Annotated in this window: 17 protein-coding genes; 9 read left to right on the plus strand and 8 right to left on the minus strand. The window is 68.3% G+C overall.

The window, feature by feature from the left end; all coding sequences use genetic code 11:
- Positions 1-135: 135 nt before the first annotated feature.
- The 3 genes from BMY74_RS28755 to BMY74_RS28765 form a co-directional block, all read right to left on the minus strand.
- Positions 136-582: a Cg1360 family ATP-synthase-associated protein gene (locus tag BMY74_RS28755; RefSeq protein ID WP_089921588.1), complete on the minus strand. Its 447-nt coding sequence runs from the start codon at positions 580-582 to the stop codon at positions 136-138.
- A gap of 139 nt (positions 583-721) precedes the next feature.
- The gene (locus tag BMY74_RS28760) at positions 722-1,864 is read right to left on the minus strand and encodes a glycosyltransferase family 4 protein (RefSeq protein WP_089921589.1); all 1,143 of its coding nucleotides are present in this window, start codon (positions 1,862-1,864) and stop codon (positions 722-724) included.
- A gap of 80 nt (positions 1,865-1,944) precedes the next feature.
- Positions 1,945-2,595 carry an L-threonylcarbamoyladenylate synthase gene (locus BMY74_RS28765; RefSeq protein ID WP_089921590.1) on the minus strand — a complete coding sequence of 217 codons (651 nt, stop codon included), beginning with the start codon at positions 2,593-2,595 and terminating at the stop codon, positions 1,945-1,947.
- Between the two features lie 254 nt (positions 2,596-2,849).
- Between BMY74_RS28765 and BMY74_RS28770 the strand changes: the two genes are divergently transcribed.
- From BMY74_RS28770 to BMY74_RS28805, 8 genes are all read left to right on the plus strand, one after another.
- A complete protein-coding gene (locus BMY74_RS28770) occupies positions 2,850-3,296 on the plus strand; it encodes a type VII secretion target (RefSeq protein ID WP_177229969.1) in 447 nt (148 codons plus the stop codon).
- Positions 3,293-3,829, plus strand: coding sequence for a DUF3558 family protein (locus BMY74_RS28775; protein ID WP_089921592.1), 537 nt, complete (start codon positions 3,293-3,295; stop codon positions 3,827-3,829). The genes BMY74_RS28770 and BMY74_RS28775 overlap by 4 nt, the downstream gene beginning before the upstream one ends.
- Before the next feature lie 25 nt (positions 3,830-3,854).
- Entirely contained in the window at positions 3,855-5,099 is a 1,245-nt protein-coding gene (locus BMY74_RS28780) for a hypothetical protein (RefSeq protein WP_089921593.1), read from the plus strand.
- A complete protein-coding gene (locus BMY74_RS28785; RefSeq protein ID WP_089921594.1) occupies positions 5,096-5,845 on the plus strand; it encodes an ESX secretion-associated protein EspG in 750 nt (249 codons plus the stop codon). Before BMY74_RS28780 ends, BMY74_RS28785 begins: the two co-directional genes overlap by 4 nt.
- Before the next feature lie 92 nt (positions 5,846-5,937).
- Positions 5,938-6,567: a hypothetical protein gene (locus BMY74_RS28790; RefSeq protein ID WP_089921595.1), complete on the plus strand. Its 630-nt coding sequence runs from the start codon at positions 5,938-5,940 to the stop codon at positions 6,565-6,567.
- Positions 6,568-6,606: 39 nt separating this feature from the next.
- On the plus strand, positions 6,607-7,215 hold the full coding sequence (locus tag BMY74_RS28795; RefSeq protein WP_089921596.1) for a hypothetical protein: 609 nt from the start codon (positions 6,607-6,609) through the stop codon (positions 7,213-7,215).
- Positions 7,216-7,641: 426 nt separating this feature from the next.
- Entirely contained in the window at positions 7,642-9,330 is a 1,689-nt protein-coding gene (locus BMY74_RS28800; protein WP_089921597.1) for a hypothetical protein, read from the plus strand.
- Entirely contained in the window at positions 9,327-9,650 is a 324-nt protein-coding gene (locus BMY74_RS28805; RefSeq protein WP_089921598.1) for a hypothetical protein, read from the plus strand. The genes BMY74_RS28800 and BMY74_RS28805 overlap by 4 nt, the downstream gene beginning before the upstream one ends.
- A gap of 12 nt (positions 9,651-9,662) precedes the next feature.
- On the opposite strand, the gene prmC is transcribed toward BMY74_RS28805, so the two are convergent.
- From prmC to rpmE, 5 genes are all read right to left on the minus strand, one after another.
- Positions 9,663-10,535: a peptide chain release factor N(5)-glutamine methyltransferase gene (prmC, locus tag BMY74_RS28810; protein ID WP_089921760.1), complete on the minus strand. Its 873-nt coding sequence runs from the start codon at positions 10,533-10,535 to the stop codon at positions 9,663-9,665.
- Between the two features lie 27 nt (positions 10,536-10,562).
- Positions 10,563-11,948: a dihydrolipoyl dehydrogenase gene (lpdA, locus tag BMY74_RS28815; RefSeq protein ID WP_089921599.1), complete on the minus strand. Its 1,386-nt coding sequence runs from the start codon at positions 11,946-11,948 to the stop codon at positions 10,563-10,565.
- 9 nt (positions 11,949-11,957) lie between these two features.
- Complete coding sequence (locus BMY74_RS28820) at positions 11,958-13,166, minus strand: acyl-CoA thioester hydrolase/BAAT C-terminal domain-containing protein (protein WP_089921600.1); 1,209 nt, start codon at positions 13,164-13,166, stop codon at positions 11,958-11,960.
- A 22-nt stretch (positions 13,167-13,188) separates the two neighbouring features.
- Positions 13,189-14,253, minus strand: a complete 1,065-nt coding sequence (prfA, locus tag BMY74_RS28825; RefSeq protein ID WP_089921601.1) for a peptide chain release factor 1 — start codon at positions 14,251-14,253, stop codon at positions 13,189-13,191.
- An 87-nt stretch (positions 14,254-14,340) separates the two neighbouring features.
- Positions 14,341-14,553, minus strand: a complete 213-nt coding sequence (rpmE, locus tag BMY74_RS28830; RefSeq protein WP_089921602.1) for a 50S ribosomal protein L31 — start codon at positions 14,551-14,553, stop codon at positions 14,341-14,343.
- Positions 14,554-14,796: 243 nt separating this feature from the next.
- Here rpmE and BMY74_RS45265 point away from each other — a divergent pair, with 243 nt between their 5' ends.
- Positions 14,797-15,183 (plus strand): hypothetical protein, encoded by a 387-nt coding sequence (locus BMY74_RS45265; protein ID WP_177229970.1) that lies wholly within the window; start codon positions 14,797-14,799, stop codon positions 15,181-15,183.
- Positions 15,184-15,279 lie beyond the last annotated feature (96 nt).

Genomic DNA, 15,279 nt, shown 5'->3' on the forward strand with positions numbered 1-15,279 from the left:
GTTCTCCCGGCCGGCGTTCACTCCGCCGGGGGAATCGTCACGATCTGGACTTAACGTACCTTACGGTCCGCAAGCGACTACCAGAGGCACCCCTGCGATCGGGTGTCCCTGGTCACGCGGACCATATCAGCAGGTCTAGGCGCCTTCGGAGGCGGGGACCACCATCTGGCTGCGACTGCGCTTGGAGGCTCTGGCCTCCAGGAACGACGTCACCAGGACAGTCGCCACCAGGGTGATTCCGAGCGCCTTGGGTTCGAGCCACGACTGGTTGCGCAGCAGGATCACCGCGAGCAGCAGCACGATCAGCTTGCCCATGAATCCGCCGAGTGCGGCGACCATCACGAACATGGGATCGAGCGCCGCGGTCTTGCGCATCAACAACAGCGTGAGAAGGCTGGATCCGATGGCGATCGCACCACCGATCAATGATCCGAAAAGACCAGCGGTCCCCCAGATCACCGTTGACACGACCACGCCGAGGACAAACGTGCCGAGCGCGGCCCACGCGGCCTCGCGGAACATTTCCCCGGCGAGTCGCTGGACGGTCAGCTCGTGCGTGACGGCCTTGTCCGCGTCGCTCATGTCTCGAAGTGTAGGAACTGGCTCGTGAGGTCCTGCGCGCAGCCCCTCGTTAACGACGGTTAAGCGGCCCCAAACAAGATGGTGGACCAATTTCCCGGCTGTTCAGGATCTGTTCGCGCAACACCGCCTGCGCTCGTCATCAGGACTTGCTGCGGGCGTCCCTCAGCCTGGGGATCACCGAGACCACGAACGTCACGATCAACCCGATGACGAAACAGGTGGCCACGATGATCGGGTCGAACAGCGTCAACGCCACCGCGCCGAACGCCAGCACACCGGCCCACAAGTAGATGAGCAGCACGGCTCGGCGCTGCGAGTGCCCGATCTCCAGCAACCGGTGGTGCAGGTGCATCTTGTCCGGGGAGAACGGGCTCTCGCCGCGGCGCGTGCGGCGGATGATGGCCATCAGCAGGTCGAGCAACGGCACGAACAGCACCGCGGCGACCACGATCAGCGGCGAGAGCAGACCGAGCAGGTCGGCCGCGCTGCCGGTGGCCTGGTTGATCTTGCCGGACGCGCTGGTGGTGGCGGCGGCGAGCATGAGGCCGATGAGCATGGAGCCCGAGTCGCCCATGAAGATGCGCGCGGGGTTGAAGTTGTGCGGCAGGAAGCCGAGGCACGCACCCGCCAGCACGGCGGCGATCAGGGCCGGCGGGTAGGCCTCGACGGCGCCCTGGCGTTCGACGAGCAGCCCGATCGAGAACACCGCGGTGGCCGCGGCGGCGATGAGGCCGATGCCGGCGGCGAGTCCGTCGAGGCCGTCGACGAAGTTCATCGCATTGATCATCGTGACGGCGAGCAGCACGGTCAGCAGCGCGCCCTGGTTCTGGTCGAGCGAGATGGTCGCGCCACCGTCCCACGGCACCCACGCGATCATCCACTGGAGACCGAACAGCACGAGGATGCCCGCCGCGGTGACCTGGCCGGCGAGCTTGGTGAGGGAGTCGAGTTCGAACCTGTCGTCGATCGCACCCACGAGCACGATGACGCCACCCGCGACGATGACGCCCCACGGGTCGTTGGAGAAGTCGAACGCCGCCCGCAGCACCGGCAACTGGTGCGCCACGAACATGCCGCACAGGACGCCGCCGTAGATGGCGACACCACCCATGCGCGGCATCGGCTGCACGTGCACGTCTCGTTGCCGCGGGTAGGCCACCGCCCCGAGCCGGAACGCCAACGCGCGCACCAGGCCCACGAGCAGGAACGTCACCACGGCAGCGATCAACGCGACGAGCAGGTACTCGCGCACGGGAAGGACGAACGAGGATGCGGGCCCCACGGGCCTACCAATCAATCGGGGGTGTCGGGGTGCTCGCCACGGTACTCGCGGCGACCATGATCAATTCTGGCAGCCGCCCGCTACCGGGCGATCTCGACCTCGACGCCGAGCACCTCGTTGACCTCTGCCCTGCTGACCGCACCCTCGCGCAGGATCAGCGCGTCGGGCCCGGTGAGGTCGACGATGGTCGAGGCGATGTTCTCCCCGCTGAGCCCACCGTCGAGGTACACGGGCACGGCGTCGCCGAGCTGGTCACGAGCCTCCTGCGCACTGGCGGCGGGCGCGTGCCCGGTCCTGTTGGCGCTGGACACGGCCATCGGCCCGACGTCGCGGAGCAGTTCCAGAGCAACGGGGTGCAACGGCATGCGCAGCATCACCGTGCCGCGCGTCTGCCCCAGGTCCCACGCCAGGCTCGGCGCGTGGGGCAGCACGATGCTCAGCCCACCGGGCCAGAACGCCTCGATCAGCGCGCGGGCCTGCCTCGGCACGCTCAGCACGAGCCCGTCGATCGTGGTCCAGGACCCGACCAGCACGGGCACGGGCATGTCGGGCCCGCGCCCCTTGGCGTCGAGGAGGCTCCGCACCGCTTCGGCGTCGAACGCGTCGCAGCCGATCCCGTAGACGGTGTCGGTGGGCAGGACGACGAGGCGCCCGCTCCGCACCGCACCAGCGGCGGCGGCAAGACCCGCCGCGCGGTTTTCCGGTTCGCTGCAGTCGTAGACCGTGCTCACCTCGGTGAGCCTAGCCAGCCACCACGACAGGGTGACGAAGAGCCCGCCTACTCACCGCTCGAAGAGGGCTGACAACGGCGGCGCCGCGGGCACAGACCTGCGTTCTCGTTCTCACTTGGAGAATCCGCCAGCCCTCCTACCAGGGCAGGTTTCCGCACGAACGGGTCAAGTAGTTCAACGCATCCCCCGAACGGCCGCACAACTGTAAGGTCATGGGTCGACCACAGAGCGCAATGGGGGAGGGTCGGGCATCGGTGTCTGAAGAAGTGGTGACGAGCGGCAAGGTCGGTGGTTTCGCCGACAAGGCCTCCGGGGGAGCTTGGGACAGCATCTTCAGCGGGGGCTTGAGCGCCGTCATGGCCGCCGGCCAGGCCGTGGCGGTAGCCGTGGAGACCCAGCAACTGTCCGTCGACCCGCACCTGGTCGACTCCATGATCAAGAAGCTGACGGCGATGAAGGACGCGATCGACGACGTCCAACAGAGGGCCGCGGACCTCAGCGCCGACACCAAGCTCGGTGGCGGGTACGCGGAACAGATCAGCCAGAACAACAGGACTTTTGGTCGAGCAGCACAACAGACGCTCAAGGACATGGCCAAGGCCATCGACGATCTGAAGTTGCAGATCGAGAAGAGCCGTGCCTCCTACAAAGCAGTCGACCGCAGCTCCGCCGACTCCATCAAGAAACTCGACGGGAAATGATGAAGCGCATCCTCATCGCCACAATCGGTCTGGCCGCCCTCAGCGCGGGGTGCACCGGCAACACGGTCGGCGGCGACCCGGCCCCCACCAGCGGGGGGTCGACTTCCACCAGCACCTCCAGCTCCGCTTCGGGCTTGGAGGCGGTCAAGCCGTGTGACCTGCTCACCGAGGCCGAGGTCTCCGGTCTGGGCCTCACCTACCCCGGCACTGCGTCGCAGGTGGGAACGTCGGACGGTTGCGCCTGGAACATCAGTGGCAACGGGGGGCTCCGTGCCGGTATCCGCACCAAGTCGGGCATCAAAGACCTGAACCTGGACGGCGACAAGGTCACGCAGACCAAGATCGGCAAGTACGACGCGACCAAGGTCGAGGCGCAGGACGGCGCCAAGAACATCTGCACGTTCGCGATCTCCGTCACCGAATCGTCCTCGGTCGTGGTGATCGGAAACCTGACCGCGACCTCCGATGACACCGCTGCCGCCTGCGAACGGTCGTCCAAGGCCGCCGAACTGATCGCACCGAAACTGCCGTAACGCCGTTCATAAGGGGGGAAATCCCATGGCGCCCGTCAAACCCACCGTTCCACATCCGAACGCGAACTACCCCGGCCAGCAGCACGAAGAGATGAAGAAGCTGGTCACCGAGAAGTACAGCCCGGACGCGGCGAACCAGGTGATCGACGCCTGGGGTGCGCTCGGCGGGAGGTTCAAGGAGCTCGCGACCGACTTCAGCATCCTGGTCAACGGGTCGCAGTCGGCGTGGACGGGCAAGGCCGCCGAGGGGGTTCGGGCCGCGCTCTCCAAAGTCGGCACGTTCGCCGAAACGACGGGTGACGGGTTCGTGCGCACCTCGAACGCCATTGCCCAGCAACGGGATGCGGCGGTCCAGGCGAACCGCAGCATGCCGGAGCCGGTCAAGTTCAGCCCCCTGGACTCGCTCAAGAAGTTCGCCGTTCCCGCGGTCATCTTCCCGCCGGCCATGGTCGGCGCCCCCTTCGACATGATGGCCCAGCACAGCGCGCAGCAGGAGGCCAAGGCCGAGGCCGTCCAGGTCATGCAGACGCGGGACAACACGATGATGGCCGCGGCGATGTCCATGCCCACCATGGAGTCCACCCCGCAGGTCACGCAGGACCAGGGCGTCACGCAGACGAGCAGCAGCACGAGCTCGAGCAGCTTGAACAACGTCAACCCGAACCAGCGGTTCAGCAACAACACGGGCATGCCGTCGATGCCTTCGAGCTCGAACAACGGCACCACCAACGCCGCGTGGGTCGCGCCCCAGACCAAGGACCCGTCGCTGCAGCAGCCCGGCGGCAACGGCCAGAACAATCCCGGCGGGCAGAACCGGCCTCCGTTCACACCTCCGGGCGTGTTGCCGCCCGGCATGCGTCCGCCCGGTGGTGGCGGGCAGGGGCGGCCTCCCGGCGGCGGGCCCGGCATGCGTCCCGGTGGTGGTCCTGGCGGTGCCGGCGGTGGTGCCGGTGGCGGCCGCGGCATGGGGCCCGGCGGCATGGGTGGCATGGGCGGTTCGGGTCGCGGCATGGGCAGCTTCGGGCCCGCCACGCCCGGTGGCAGTGCGGGTGTCGCCGGTGGTGCCGGCGCCGGCGGTCTCGGTGGCGCGGCGGGTGCCGGCGCGGGTGGCCGGGGCGGCGCGGGTGCCGGTGGCATGGGCGGCGGAGCCGGTGCCGGCGCGGGTCAGGGCGGCCAGGAGGACAAGGAGCACAAGTCGAACTACCTCGTGCCCACTGACGAGTTCTTCGACGACGATCGCATGGTCGCGCCGCCGGTGATCGGCGGATGAAGCAGATCGCGCAGCTCTCCCTGCCCGCGTTCGAGGTCCTCTGGGAGGACCTGCGGGCGGGGAGCATCCCGTACCCCTTCGAGGTCAGCTCGCACGGCGAGACGCTCGACGAACGCGCGCGCATCAAGGCCGCGGTGCACGCAGACCTCGAACGCCGGAACCTGGCACGCCGCGGCAGGCCGGAGCCGGAGCTCGAGGACGCGCTGAACCTGTTGGCGCGCCCCGAACTCCGCGTCGTGGCCCTCTGCGTCCCGAACGTGAACCAGGAGAAGTTGGTCCGGGCGAGCGTGGTTGCGCGCGGCGGTTACGCGGTGCTGGTGACCCAGGAGGACACCTCCATCACCCTGAACCTGGTGCAGCCCAACGAGATCGCGACCAGCCTCGCGAACGCGATGCCGCCGGGCAGGCCGGGACCGGGCAAGCCGGTGACGGTGCCGGCCCAGGCGTTCGAGGCGCAGCCGCGGCAGGAGGGCTTCCGCCAGTCGGTCCGGACGACGGAGAACGAAGACGTCCGCCTCGCCAAGCAGATGCTGACCGGCCCGGCCATCGGCAACGGCCACTTCGTCGTGCAGATGGGCCAGGGCCGCGCCAAGCGCGACTTCCCGCCCGTCACCTGGATCGACACGAACGCGGGCCGCTACGCCAACGTGCCGGCCCGTTCGGGCTGGTTCACGATCAGCCCGGTCGACAACACGGGCCTGGCACGCCACCTCGGGCAGGTCCTGGCGATGACGAGCGAACGATGAACTCCGAAGCGCTGGACGGATGACGAGACCTCCGACGAGACCGCTCATCTTGCTGGTCGACGCGGCGTTCATCGCCTTCTTGGGCTAGGCGTATGAGCACGACCCAGCAGACCCCGCACCGGCGGCGGTTCGCGGTGATACTCAGCCTCGCGCTGGCCGCCGCATTCGTCGCCGGCTTCCTCGTCGGCATGCCCGGCATGGCGCCGTTGATCGCCGTACCTGTTGTGATCGTGTGCGTCTTCGCCGCCGGCTTCGCCATGCTGAAGCTCAGACCGGCGTCGACGAGCGTCCTCGCCGCCCCGCTCGCCGTGATCGCAGTGGCCGGACTGTGCGCCTTCGGCGGTCATTCCCTGTGGCTCACGGCCTTCGGCGAGCACGTGCCGGACTGCGAGGTGGTCTCGGTGAACAAGCACACCAGCAGCAAGTCGGCGACCACCTTCAGCAACGACCTCCTGTGCGGCTCGCGGACCATCTCGAGCCACTCCCCCGCCGGCGGTCAGGACGAGCTGCGTGAGCCTGGTGATCGTGTCGCTCTCGTCCTCGACCGGACCGGGTCCTTCAGGGTGCTCGAACCGGGTGAGCCGGCTTGGTGGCGCAACGTCCTGGCGCCCGTCGCGGCGGCTCTGGGCGTGGCCTTCGTCGTGGCCGTCCTGAGAGCGCCGCGGTGGAAGCCGGGCAAGCCGGTCGCGCGGCGTGACCTCCTCGTGCCGCCATATTGCTGATCAACGCGGCACCGAGCACCAACGGAGGTACCTGGACCTGTGACCGAGACGTCCGACCGCCGACTGTGGATCGTCCTGGCCGGACTCTGCCTGTCGGTCCTGGGCATCGCCGGCTTCGTCGCCAACGGCGCGGGCCGCTGGGCCTTGATCTGCGCGCCCGTGGTGCTGCTCGGCCTGCTGGCCCTGATCCCCTGCCTCGAACGGCTCCGGCCGAAGAGTTCGTTGGACGCCTGGGTGGGTTTCCTGGCGGTCTTCATCCCTCTCTTCACCTTCATCGGCGGCCATTCGCTCTGGCTCACGGTCGTCGGCGAGCACCTGCGCGGCTGTGAGGTCACGTCCGTCGACACCCACACCCACACGCGGTCGCCCGACTCCCACACGAACGACATCACGTGCGGTGATCGCAGGCTCGTCTACACGCCCAGCTGGGGTGTGGACGCCAAGGAGAAGGGTGAGCGGGTCGACCTGGTCGTCGACAGGACCGGGTTCACCGGAGACCTCGAACCGGAGAAGGTGTCGATCGGCAGGAACCTGCTGGTCCCGCTCGCCGTCGTCTGGGGCGTCGGCTCTGTCGTCCTGGTGCTCCGGCTGCCTCGCAGGGAGCCGCGGGAGAAGCGCCGGACCGGTCTGCGGGGAGACTTCGTCTGACGAGCAGGCGCACACGCGGTCACGCGCGAGGCGGCGGTTCCTCCAGCGCGTGACCGCGTGCCCTCCCCGCCGACGAACATACGGCCGTTCGGCCTCAACGTGACGAAACGTCGTCTTATTGGCCAGGATTTGGCCATTGCAGCGGTGACCGATCCACCTGGATGCGGGCGGTCTCAGACGGAGAGCAACGGGGTGACGACGGGCGGCAATTGCGCTCGTTCGGCTCATTGACAGATCTTTCTTGCGCCAATCCCGTTCCATTCCGATCGGGAACGGCTATTGTTCCCGATGCGGTACGAGAATGCGTGTTGTTGTTGTCTCATCATGTCCCTGACCAGCACAGATGCGAAGTGCTTGAATCAATGACAGAAAGTGGACAGGACAATGTCAACTCCCGCGGGGGCGACGGGAAACGATTCGACGAGGTTGCGCGACGACACGACCCGCTTCCTCTGCGGAGCCGCTCACCGCGACGAGGAGTTCGCGGATTCGGCCATTCGCGAGTACCTGGTGGAGGCCACTCGGTCGATTCCTCGGTCGCCGGGGGTCAACTCCGGCGCGGTGTTGCGGGAGGCGGTGGCGGCTCGGACTCGGCGCAAGGTGCGCGACGGCGTGTTGCTGGCGTTGGCGTTGCTGGTGTTGATCGCCGCGAGCGGTACGTTCCTCGGGGTCTGGCTGCTGGTCGCGGTGGTCGTGGCGGTCGGGACGGGGATGCGGCCGGGGTTCCGCCGTCCGCGGCGGGTGCTGCCGCCGCACACGCGCGGGCCGGCCGTGCTCGGCGCGATCGTCAGCGCGATCGCGCTCTACTTCTTGCTGTACAAGTACATCGCCGAGATCGAAGCCGCCGGCAGGTACTCCAGCAGGTACTGCAGGCGCAGCTACGTGGAGTGCGCGGAGGAGAGCAGCGGCGGCGGGGTCGCGGTGTCGATCATCGTGATCGCGCTGATCTTCGCGGTGCTGCTGGGCGACCGGGTCGTGACGTGGTTGCTGGTGACGAAGAGCTTCCGGCGCGCCCGGTTCCGCACCGGCAGAGGGACGCGCGAGCTGTGGCGAAACGAGTGGACCTTCCGAAGGCTTGGGCACTCGAGCTACGCCGAAGCGCTCGCGCTCTACCCGGTCGACGACGAGGACGGGCCTGACGAACCCGGCGCCGCGCAGGTGATCGTCTACCACGGGTACCGGCCGTTCGTCGGCTCCGGCACGATGTTCGAGCCGTGGTCCATGGCGCTGCCCCTCAAGCCCGCCGCGGACGGCACCGACGCGCCGCTGCCCGGGTTCGCGCTGCCTGAGCTGTACGAGCGCATCACGGCCGAGCTGGTCAAGACGGGTCGTTCTCCGTCGTTGTCGCCGGGGCACCGGCTGAGCGAGCTGCAGACCGGTGACCGGGTCGTCATCTCGTCGGTCGAGCTGGTCGACCACATCGAGGACGCCGAGGCGCGGATCGTGTTGCCGCACAAGGACCACTCGCCGCAGAAGGCGGTCAGCAGGTCCGTTGTGGACGATCTGATCAGCAGGCCGATGGAGTGGATGCGCTACTTCCGCTCGTTCCAGGTCGAGACGTGGGACCGCGACGTCGTCGTCTCCGCCTACCTGACCTTCGGCCTCGACGAGCAGATGCTCTACGTCGAGTGGACGCCCTGCATCCTGTACCCGATCCGCCCCGAGCACCGCAAGATCGACGTGCTGCCGGAGCAGTCGCTGCGCCCGTTCCTCGAGGCGGTCGTCGACCTGCTGAAGTTCCCGGCGTCGGTGCCGAGGCGGGTCGCGTCGGCCGTCGGGTGGATGAGCCCGATCCGCCAGCCCGAGGGCACCTTCGTCGCGGAGCGCTACGGCGCCAGCACCAGCCTGCGCGAGCTCGTGAGCACGAGCCAGGTCGACAACTACTTCCAGCTCACCGACGTCGAGCGCTACATCAAGGTCCTGGAGTCACGGCTGCTGCGCACGCTCGGCGAGTTCCTCGAGAGCAAGGGCATCTCGGTCACCGAGTTCATGGAACAGGCCATGCAGGTGACGAGCAACAACGTGCACATCACGGGCCCGGTGATCTCCAGCAACATCGGCACGACCGGCAAGGCGCGCACGGGCAAGACCAGCGTCCGCGGGGGAACCTCATGAACGAACGCAACTTCGACGTCCACGGCCCGGTGATCGGCAGCAACATCGGCACCAGTGGCCGCGCCAGGACCGGGGACGTCCACATCGGACACATCAAGGACGTGAGCGCCGTGCTGCGGCTGCTCGACGAACTGCGCGAGGAGCTCAACGAGGCCCAGGCGCCCACGACGACGATCGAGGCGGTCGACGACCTCCGCGCCGAAGCCCGCAAACCCAGGCCCAGCAGGGACGTCGCGGACCACCTGATGGACAAGCTGGCCGACCGCGGCCTGGGCGAGCAGATGAAGGACCTGTCGAAGGCCTTCGACGCGCTGTTCTAGAGACGCGCTGTTCTAGACCTGACCGGCTCGGCGGGCGGTCGCGAACCTCGGCCGCCCCGCCAGGTCGGCGTGGTCCGCCACGTCCGTGAGCGCACGACGTGCGGCCAGCAGCGCCGGCACGGACTCGCCCTGCGTGTCGTCGTGCTCGATGCCGACGGACCCGCCGGGCTTGAGCCACCGCGCGGCCGCCCACACGACGTGCCGGATCACGTCCAGCCCGTCGGCGCCCGAGAACACCGCGTGGTGCGGGTCGTGCTCGCCCACCTCGGGCTGCACCGGGGTTCCCTCCGGCACGTAGGGCGGGTTGCACACCAGGAGGTCCACCTGACCGTCCAGGTCGGACAGCAACGTCGGGTCGGTGGCGTCCCCGGAGTGCAGGCGGATCGGCGTGTCTCCGGCGGCCACCCGCGCGTCGGCGTTGCGGCGCGTCCAGGCAAGCGCTTGCGGATCGATCTCCACCGCGTGCACCACGGCGTCCGGGCGGGCGGCCGCGATGGACAACGCCAGCGCGCCCGTGCCCGTGCACAGGTCCACGACGACCGGCGACGACACGCCGACCAGCGCTTTCAGGCCCCACTCCATCAGCAGCTCGGTCTCGGGCCGCGGCACGAACACGCCGGGCCCGACCTCGACGGAGATGGCGCCCATCGGTGCCCAGCCGAGGATGTGCTGCAAGGGGATCCGCGAGGCGCGGGTCCGGACGAGCTTGTGCAGCTGGTCGATCACCGACGGGTCGACCAGCGGGATGAGCGGCAGCCGCCCGCGCTCGACGCCGAGCACGTGGGCAGCCAGGTACTCCGCGTCGACGCGCGGACTGTCCACCCCCGCCTCGGCGAGGATCTTCGCCGCCTCGGAGATCGCGAGGCGCAGCGGCTGCCGGTTCATCATCGAGGACATCGAGGAGAAGCTATCTCAGAAGTTGATCATGTGCCCGGCCAGGCCGTGCACCGCTTCCTTGACGGCTTCCGAGAGGGTCGGGTGCGCGTGGACGTTGCGCGCGACCTCGTGGACGGTGAGGTCCCACTGCTGCGCCAGCGTGAGCTCGGGCAGCAGCTCGGTCGCCTCGGGGCCGATGATGTGGCCGCCGAGCAGCTCGCCGTGCTTGCCGTCGCTGATCAGCTTCACGAAGCCGCCGGGCTCGGCCAGGCCGTGCGCCTTGCCGTTCGCGGTGAACGGGAACTTCGCGACCTGGACGTCGAAGCCCTTCTCGCGCGCCTGCTTCTCGGTGTAGCCGAAGGAGGCGATCTGCGGCTGGCAGAACGTCGCCCGCGGGATCATCACGTAGTCGAGCTCCATGGTCTCGGCGCCCGCGATGGTCTCCGACGCGATGATGCCCATGGACTCGGCGGTGTGCGCGAGCATCAGCTTCGCGGTGACGTCACCGATCGCGAAGATGTGCGGCACGGACGTGCGGCCGCGGCCGTCGATGTCGATCGCGCCGCGGTCGGTCAGCTTCACGCCGGTGTTCTCGAGGCCGTAGCCCTCGACGCGCGGCACGAAACCGATGGCCTGCATGACCTTGTCGGCCTCGAGGACCTCTTCGGCGCCGTTCTTCGAGACGGTGACGCGGACCTTCGGGCCCGACTCGTCGATCGACTCGACGCGGGTGCCGACGCGCACGTCGACGCCCAGCTTCTTGTAGCGCTTGAGCAGCTCGGCGGAGACCTCTTCGTCCTCGAGCGGCACCATGCGGTCGAGGAACTCGACGATGGTGACCTTCACGCCGTAGTTGTGCATGACGTACGCGAACTCGACGCCGATGGCACCCGCGCCGGCGATGATGATCGACTCGGGCAGGTCCTCGGTCATGATCTGCTCTTCGTAGGTCACGACGCGGTCGGACTTCTGCGTGTTCGGCAGCATCCGGGTCGTGGCGCCCACGGCGATGATCGCGTGGCCGAAGGTGATCGTCTCGTCCCCGACGGTCAGGGTGTGGTCGTCGGTGAAGTTGGCCCAGCCGTTGTACTCGGTGATGCCGTTCTTCTTCATGAGGAAGTGCACGCCCTTGACGCGCCCGTCCGCGACCTTGCGGCTGCGCTGCCACGCAGCGCTGTAGTCGAAGCTCACGTTGCCGTCGACCTTGATGCCGAACGTCTTCTGCTCGTGCGTGAAGATGTGCGCCAGCTCGGCGTTGCGCAACAGCGCCTTCGACGGGATGCAGCCGACGTTCAGGCAAACGCCGCCCCAGTACTTCTCCTCGACGATGGCGGTCTTCAGCCCGAGCTGAGCCGCACGGATCGCGGCGACGTACCCGCCGGGACCCGCACCCACGACCACGACATCAAAGTGTGCGCTCATAGGCACAACCTAGCTCTTGAGCTGCACCTGCAAGAACTCAACCGTCCGTTTCCAGGCGTCCGCGCGGGCGTGCGCCGTGGCCTGCGGAGAACCGCCACCCGAGAAGGTGACACCGGGCCCCGGATACGTCACGTCCGTGGCAGGGCGGTGCGGCGGGCCCGCGATCAGGTGTCCTGCCTCGGGATACACGACGTGCTCGTACGGGAACGCGTGCTCGTGGTCCTTCAACCGCCGCATCGCGACGTCGCTCAGCTCGGTGCTCGGCCAGCTGTCGTCCTGTCCGGACGAGATGAGCAACACACCCCCGGAGATCCGCTCGACCGCGATCTCGGTGTCCTCGGGGATGCCGTCCTCGGTGCTGAAGGCGAGCCGCAGGGGCACCGGTTCGTCGTTGACGATCTTCGCGCGCAGTTCGTCGCCGATGTCGTACGGCAGGTACGGCAGCGGCTCGCCCTTGTGCGTCCACGACGCGGCCTCGTAGGAGAGCTTCTGCAGCAGGTTGCGGCCGGGCCCGATGGCCTGGGTGACCACGCCGCTACCGACGACGCTCACGACGGCGCTGACCTCGGGGAACGTTGCGCCGATCAGCAGTGCCAGCTCGCCACCGCGCGATCCCCCGACGACACCGATCTCGCCGGCGTGACCGGAGAGGAACTCGATGGCATCGCCGAAGTACTCGAGCGGGATGTCGACGAGGTGCTCGGGGAGGCCCTTCAGACCGAAGTAGCCGAGGGCGAGCGTGACGAACCCGTGCGCGGCCAGGAGCGCCGCGTCAGTCTCGTGGAGGCCGCCTTCGGACCCGCTGAGCACGATCACGCCCGGCAGCACGGCTCCGTCGTCCTCAGGGGCGAACAGGGTGCCCACGAGTCCGCTCTCGCGGACCTCGAGGCGCTCGACGCCTTCGGGGACCTGCTGCCGTTCGAGGACCCGGTCGCCGACGCCCTCGACGGACAGCACCGTCTTGGTGGCCTTGCCACCTGTGCGTTCCAACGACCAGAAGAGGCCCATCGGGTCCACGCCGCGATAGCTGCCTTCGAGCGGAGCGTGCCGTGTGAGATCAACGACACCATGGTCATCGGCCTCGAACACGGCGTGAGAAGCGCGATCACCCGTCGAGAGCTGCACGGTGATCGTCTGGCCGGGTTTGAGCCCCACGACCCGCGTCTCGACCGGCTGGTCGAGGGGCGCTGTCTGAGGATCTACCAGGATCTCGGCCACAACGCGCCCCTCTCACGTCGGTCTACCCGCCTGCGAGCCGTTCTGCCCGGTCAGCGGCGGCCAGAGCCTCGACCACCGCGTCCAGGTCACCGTCGAGCACCTGGTCCAGGTTATGCGCTTTGTACCCAACCCGGTGATCGGAGATGCGTGATTCGGGGAAGTTGTAGGTCCTCACCCGTTCGCTGCGGTCGACCGTGCGGATCTGGGTGCGCCGGGCGTCCGACTGCTCCTGCGCCTTCTGCTCCTCGGCGAGGGCGACCAGGCGGCTCTGCAGCACCTGCATGGCGCGGGCCTTGTTCTGGAGCTGGCTGCGCTCGTTCTGGCAGGACGTGACGATGCCGGTGGGCAGGTGGGTGATGCGGACCGCCGAGTCGGTGGTGTTGACCGACTGACCGCCCTTGCCGCTCGACCGGTAGACGTCGATGCGGAGGTCCTTCTCGTCGATCTCGATCGCGGCGGTCTCCTCGGTCTCGGGGAAGACCAGGACGCCGGCCGCGGAGGTGTGGATGCGGCCCTGGCTCTCGGTGACGGGCACGCGCTGCACGCGGTGCACGCCGCCCTCCCACTTCAGCCGGCTCCAGACGCCGTCCGGGGTCGTCGCCTTGGCCTTGATGGCCACCGTGACGTCCTTGAACCCGCCGAGGTCGGAGTCGGTGCCGTCGAGCATCTCGACCTTCCAGCCCTGCCGCTCCGCGTACCGCGTGTACATGCGCAGCAGGTCTCCGGCGAACAGCGCGGACTCCTCGCCGCCCTCACCGGACTTGATCTCCAGCAGCACGTCGTCGCCGTCGTGCGGGTCGCGCGGCAGCAGCAGCTCGGTGAGGCGCTCCTCCAGCTTGGGGAGCTGCGCCTCGATGTCGTCGACCTCGCTCTGGAACGACCTGTCCTCGGCCGCGAGCTCCTTGGCCGCCTCGAGGTCGCTCTTCGCCTGCTCGATCTCCCTCGCGGTCTTCACGATGGGCCCGAGCGCGGCGTACCGCTTGCCGAGCTTGCGCGCCCCCGCCTGGTCAGCGTGCACGGAGGGGTCCGCGAGCTTCTTCTCCAGCTCGTCGTACTCGGCGAGCAAGCTGTCCAGCGACTGCGACACGTCTCCTGCTTTCGGTTCGGGTTGCCTGGAAACGGCGACGGCGCCCGCCCCGGCCGTGGAGGCCGAGGTCAGGCGCCGTGAAAGCAGCTACTTGTTGCGCTTGCCGTAACGCGCCTCGAAGCGCGCCACGCGACCGCCGGTGTCCAGGATGCGCTGCTTGCCCGTGTAGAACGGGTGGCAGTTCGAGCACATCTCGACGCGAACCTCGGACGCCGAGGTGGTGCTGCGCGTGGTGAACGCGTTGCCGCAGCTGCAGGTCACTTCGGTGACCGTGTACTCGGGGTGGATTCCACTCTTCAAGATCTTGTCCCTTTCAAGGATGGCCGCCGGGTCCCTGTTGGTGAACGGGTGAACCGGAGCCGGACTCGACCGTTTAGTTTGCCAGACCGTTCAACACGTGCAAAAACGCGGTTGTTCCCGCCGGTCGGTCGTGGCTCATGTCACAACCGCTTAACCTCCGTGGTACGCCGTTCAGCGCAAGGTGTCGCCGTTGGGCCAGATGCGGCTGCGTGTTGTTGGTGAGTGTCCATCAGACTATCCCGCGTGTTCTGCACCCTTGAGCGGCCGATGGACCAGCGCGTGTGGCTGGTCCTGCCGTTCGTGTTCTCCGCGGCCGTGTTCGGCCTGATGGGAGCGGGTGGCCTGCTGATCGGCGACTGGAGTTCGGTGCCGTTGTCGCCGGTCGTGTCCGGGGCCGGTGTGGCCGTGGCCGCCGCCGTGTCCGGCGGGGTCAGGTGGAGGCGGTCCTGGCAGCGGAACTGGTTGCGGTGGCCCTACCTGGCGGCCGTGCTGGTCCTCGGGGTCGTGGTGGGCGCGGTGGAGGTTCCCGCGCTGGCGGCCGCGGTGGTGGGACTGCCGGTGCTGATGGGCCTGGTGTTCCAGTGCCTGGTGCAGAGCGACGAGAACCGCCACACCGCCGGCTGCCGCTGAGCGGACCGCTCGCGAGGCCTTCGGCATTCGAGTGACAAGCATGAAAAAGCCCCCGCTGACCTGCAGCGGGGGCGATTTCACGTGAAACTCACGTCG

Source organism: Lentzea albida (assembly GCF_900111005.1).
In the GTDB taxonomy this organism is placed as follows: Bacteria; Actinomycetota; Actinomycetes; order Mycobacteriales; family Pseudonocardiaceae; genus Lentzea; species Lentzea albida.